4 protein-coding genes are annotated in these 3,997 nt (G+C 71.1%); all 4 read right to left on the reverse strand.

The annotated features are described in order from the left end of the window. Positions 1 to 252 (reverse strand): NAD(P)H-hydrate epimerase (locus tag HUU95_RS10190; protein WP_302480116.1); only part of this gene is annotated, 252 nt, incomplete at its 3' end. Between the two features lie 33 nt (positions 253 to 285). After that, positions 286 to 2,004: a dihydroxy-acid dehydratase gene (gene ilvD / locus HUU95_RS10195; RefSeq protein ID WP_174280011.1), complete on the reverse strand. Its 1,719-nt coding sequence runs from the start codon at positions 2,002 to 2,004 to the stop codon at positions 286 to 288. 38 nt (positions 2,005 to 2,042) lie between these two features. Further along, on the reverse strand, positions 2,043 to 2,393 hold the full coding sequence (locus HUU95_RS10200; protein WP_174280012.1) for a response regulator: 351 nt from the start codon (positions 2,391 to 2,393) through the stop codon (positions 2,043 to 2,045). Between the two features lie 40 nt (positions 2,394 to 2,433). Then, on the reverse strand, positions 2,434 to 3,997 hold a 1,564-nt coding region (locus HUU95_RS10205), incomplete at its 5' end, for a response regulator (RefSeq protein ID WP_174280013.1).

Here is a 3,997-nt window from a genome sequence, read left to right on the forward strand (position 1 = left end):
CTCGCCGCTCGCCGCGACGCGTACCGTCAGGTCGGCGCCGCCCAGCGCCGCCGCCGCGACATAGCCGTCACCGCCATTGTTGCCGGGCCCGCACAGGATCAGCACCTCGCGGCCGGCCGCCAGGCGCCGGACGGCGAGCGCGATGCCCTCTCCGGCGCGGGTCATCAGCTCGAACAGGTCGATGCCCGAGGCCTGCTCCGCTCCCTTCATCGCCGACGCCGTCAGGATCGGCCGGCCGTCGATCGGGATCATCCCTGCTTCACGGTCGGGAGCCGGCGGGCGGGGCTAGATATCGGCATAGACCGACGTCTCCGCCGTCGCGCCGGGATGCGTCACCGCGCCCGCATAGGCGGGGCCGACGGTGCGGGCGTAGCGCCACAGCGCGCCCGAGCCATAGCCATGATCCGGCGCCCGCCACCGCGCCCGTCGCGCCGCCAGCACCTCGTCCGTCACCTGGAGGTCGATTGTGCCCGCCGCCGCGTCGATCCGGATCAGGTCGCCGTCCTCGACCAGCGCGATCGGGCCGCCATCGGCCGCCTCCGGCCCGACATGGCCGATGCAGAAGCCGCGCGTCGCGCCGGAGAAGCGGCCATCGGTGATCAGCGCCACCTCGCCGCCCATCTGCTGGCCATAGAGCGCGGCGGTGGTGGACAGCATCTCGCGCATGCCCGGCCCGCCCCTGGGCCCCTCATAGCGGATCACCAGCACCTCGCCCGGCGCGAACCCGCGCGACTGGACGCAGGCAAAGGCATCTTCCTCGCGGTCGAATACCCGCGCCGGACCCTCGAAGTCCAGCCGCTCCAGCCCGGCGACCTTGACGATCGCGCCATCGGGCGCCAGCGACCCGCGCAGGCCCACGACGCCGCCGGTCGGCGTGATCGGCGCGTTCCAGGCATGGATCACCTTCTGGTCTGGGTTCCACGTCACCTCGTCGATGTTCTCGGCGAGCGTGCGGCCGGTGACCGTCAGGCAATCACCGTCGAGCAGCCCGCCCGCCAGCAGCGTCTTCATCACCATGTAAACGCCGCCGGCCTCGTGCATGTCCCGCGCGACGTACCGGCCACCGGGCTTGAGGTCGGCGAGCCAGGGCACCTGCGCGAAGGCGCGCGCGACGTCGTGGAGGTCGAACGCGATCCCCGCCTCGTTCGCCATCGCCGGCAGATGCAGCGCGGCGTTGGTCGAGCCGCCCGTCGCCGCGACCACGCGCGCGGCGTTCTCGAAGGCGGCGCGGGTGCAGATGTCGCGCGGCCGCAGCTGGCGTTCCACCAGCTCCATCACCTGCGCGCCCGCCGCGACCGCGATCTGCTCGCGCGAAGCGTAGGGCGCCGGCACCATGTTGCTGTTGGGCAGCGACAGGCCGATCGCCTCGCCGACACAGGCCATGGTGTTGGCGGTGAACTGGCCGCCGCACGCGCCGTCGCCGGGGCACGCGACCTTTTCCAGCGCGGTGAGCTCGGCCAGCGGACAGCCGCCGGCGGCGTGGCGCCCGACCGCCTCGAACACGTCGACCACCGTCACGTCGCGGCCCTCGAACCGGCCGGGCAGGATGGAGCCGCCATAGACGAAGATCGAGGGCACGTTCAGCCGCAGCATCGCCATCATCATGCCCGGCAGCGACTTGTCGCACCCCGCGAAGCCGACCAGCGCATCATAGCAATGGCCGCGCACGGACAGCTCGACCGAGTCCGCGATCACCTCGCGGCTGACCAGCGACGCCTTCATCCCCTGGTGCCCCATGGCGATGCCGTCGGTGACGGTGATGGTATTGAACCGGCGCGGCATCCCTCCACCCTGGACCACGCCGGCCCGCGCGGCGTCGGCCTGCGCGTCGAGCGTCGTGTTGCACGGCGCGCTGTCGTTGCCGGCGCTGGCGAGCCCCACGAAGGGCTTGGCGATGTCCTCCTCGGCGATGCCCATCGCGTAATAATAGGAGCGGTGCGGCGCGCGCTCGGGGCCGAGCGACACGTGGCGCGACGGCAGGCGGCTCTTGTCGAAGCGGGACATGATCCCCTGTTCGCACATTCGTCCCCGCTTGGGGAGGGTCAGAGCGCCTCCAGCGCCTTTGCCACGCCGTCCATCGTGAACGGCTTCATCAGCGTCGGGCGCCCCCGGAAGCGATCGTCGACCGACTCCTCCGTGCCGCCGGTCGCGAACACGAAGGGGATGTCGCGGCGCGCGAGCGCCTCGGCGACGGGCGTGCTCTTCTCGCCACCGCGCAGGTTCACGTCCAGGATCGCCGCGTCCACCCCACCCCGCTCGATCAGCGCCAGCGCGCCCGCGACCGTGTCGGCGGTGCCGGCGGGACGCTTGTCGAGCACCTCCAGGAAATCCTCCAGCATCATCGCGATCAGCGGTTCGTCCTCGACGATGAGGATCTGTTGCGGCCCCGTCATGACCGTGTTCGTAGCGGGCGATCGTCGTGATTCCAAGCGATTACGCCACCGGCGCCAACGCGTCGCGCGCGGCCTCCGCGAGCTGCTGGACGGAAAACGGCTTGGCGAGGAACTGGACGTGATTGAGGTCGATCGAGCGGCGCAGCTGCTCCTCGGCATAGCCCGACATGAACAGGACCGGCAGCCCCGGATAGCGTTCGCGCGCATGGCGGACCATGGTCGGCCCGTCCATCGTCGGCATCACCACGTCGGAAATGAGCAGGTCGGGCCGTCCATGCTGCGTCAGCATGTCCAGCGCCGCCTCGCCATTGTCGGCGGTAAGCACGTGATAGCCCTGCCGCGTCAGCGCCCGTTCGGCGACGGCGCGGACCATCGCCTCGTCCTCGACGAGCAGCACCGTGCCCGTGCCCCAGGTCTCGGCCGGTTTGCTCGCCGCGCGGCGGACGACGGGCGCGGTGGCGCCGGCGGCGTGGACGGGGAGGTAGATGGTGAAGCGCGCGCCCTGCCCCGGCGGGTTATCCGCGAAGATCCACCCGCCCGATTGCTTGACGATGCCATAGACGGTCGACAGCCCCAGCCCCGTGCCCTTGCCCATTTCCTTGGTGGTGAAGAACGGCTCGAAAATCTTGCCGACGATGTCCGGCGGGATGCCCGCGCCGGTGTCCTGCATCACCAGCGCGGTATAGTCTGCGGGGGGGAGCACGTCGTTGCCGAGCGCGCGCACCTCGGCGGCGGTGACCGCTTCCGTGCGGATCGTCAGCACGCCGCCCTTCGGGTTCGCCTGGAGGATCGCGTCGCGTGCGTTGACCGCGAGGTTGACGACGACCTGCTCCAGTTGGCCCGGATCGGCGCGCACCGCGCCGAGCGCGCGGCCGTGATGCACGTCCAGCCTCACCGTCTCGCCCATCAGCCGCTTCAGCAGGTTCGACACCTCCGCGACGACGTCGGGCAGCTGCAGCACCTGCGGGCGCAGCGTCTGCTGTCGGCTGAAGGCGAGCAGCTGGCGGGTCAGCCCGGCGGCGCGGTTCGAGTTGATCCGGATCTGCTGGATGTCGTCATGATCGGAATCGCCGGGCGAATGACGCATCATCATCAGGTCGCAATGGCCGATGATCGCGGTCAGGATGTTGTTGAAATCGTGCGCGACGCCGCCCGCGAGCTGGCCCACCGCCTGCATCTTGGTCGCCTGCGCCACCTCGCGCTTCAGCCGCGTCTCCTCCGCATTGTCCTTGAGGCTGAGCAGCACGACGGCGTCGCCCAGGCCCCGCGCGCCGGCGATGGTGAGCGCGACCGGCTCGTCGGGATGGTTCTTCAGGCGAACCGCCATATCGGCGGAATGGGTTGCGCCGCCGGCGAAGCGCCGGACCGCATCGGCGACCGCCGCCTTGTCCTCACGCGACACGAGGTCGCCGGGGTACAGCGGCGGATGCGCGGGATCGACCTGGCCGGCGCGCATGAAGGCGTCGTTCATCTGCAGGAAGCGTCCGTCGCGATCGACCAGCGCCATGCCGAACGGAAGCAGCGACACGAGGCTGCGCACGGGCGCGCCGGCGCCGGCGCCGATCGCGGGTGACGCCGCCCCGCCCTCGTCGAGCAGCACGGCC

This window comes from Sphingomonas bacterium, assembly GCF_903643065.1.
In the GTDB taxonomy this organism is placed as follows: Bacteria; Pseudomonadota; Alphaproteobacteria; order Sphingomonadales; family Sphingomonadaceae; genus Sphingomonas.

Excerpts from the sequence above, each read along its gene's own strand:
- HUU95_RS10200 (WP_174280012.1), bottom strand. The coding sequence starts at position 2,393 with ATGACGGGGCCGCAACAGATCCTCATCGTCGAGGACGAACCGCTGATC.
- ilvD (WP_174280011.1), bottom strand. The coding sequence starts at position 2,004 with ATGTCCCGCTTCGACAAGAGCCGCCTGCCGTCGCGCCACGTGTCGCTC.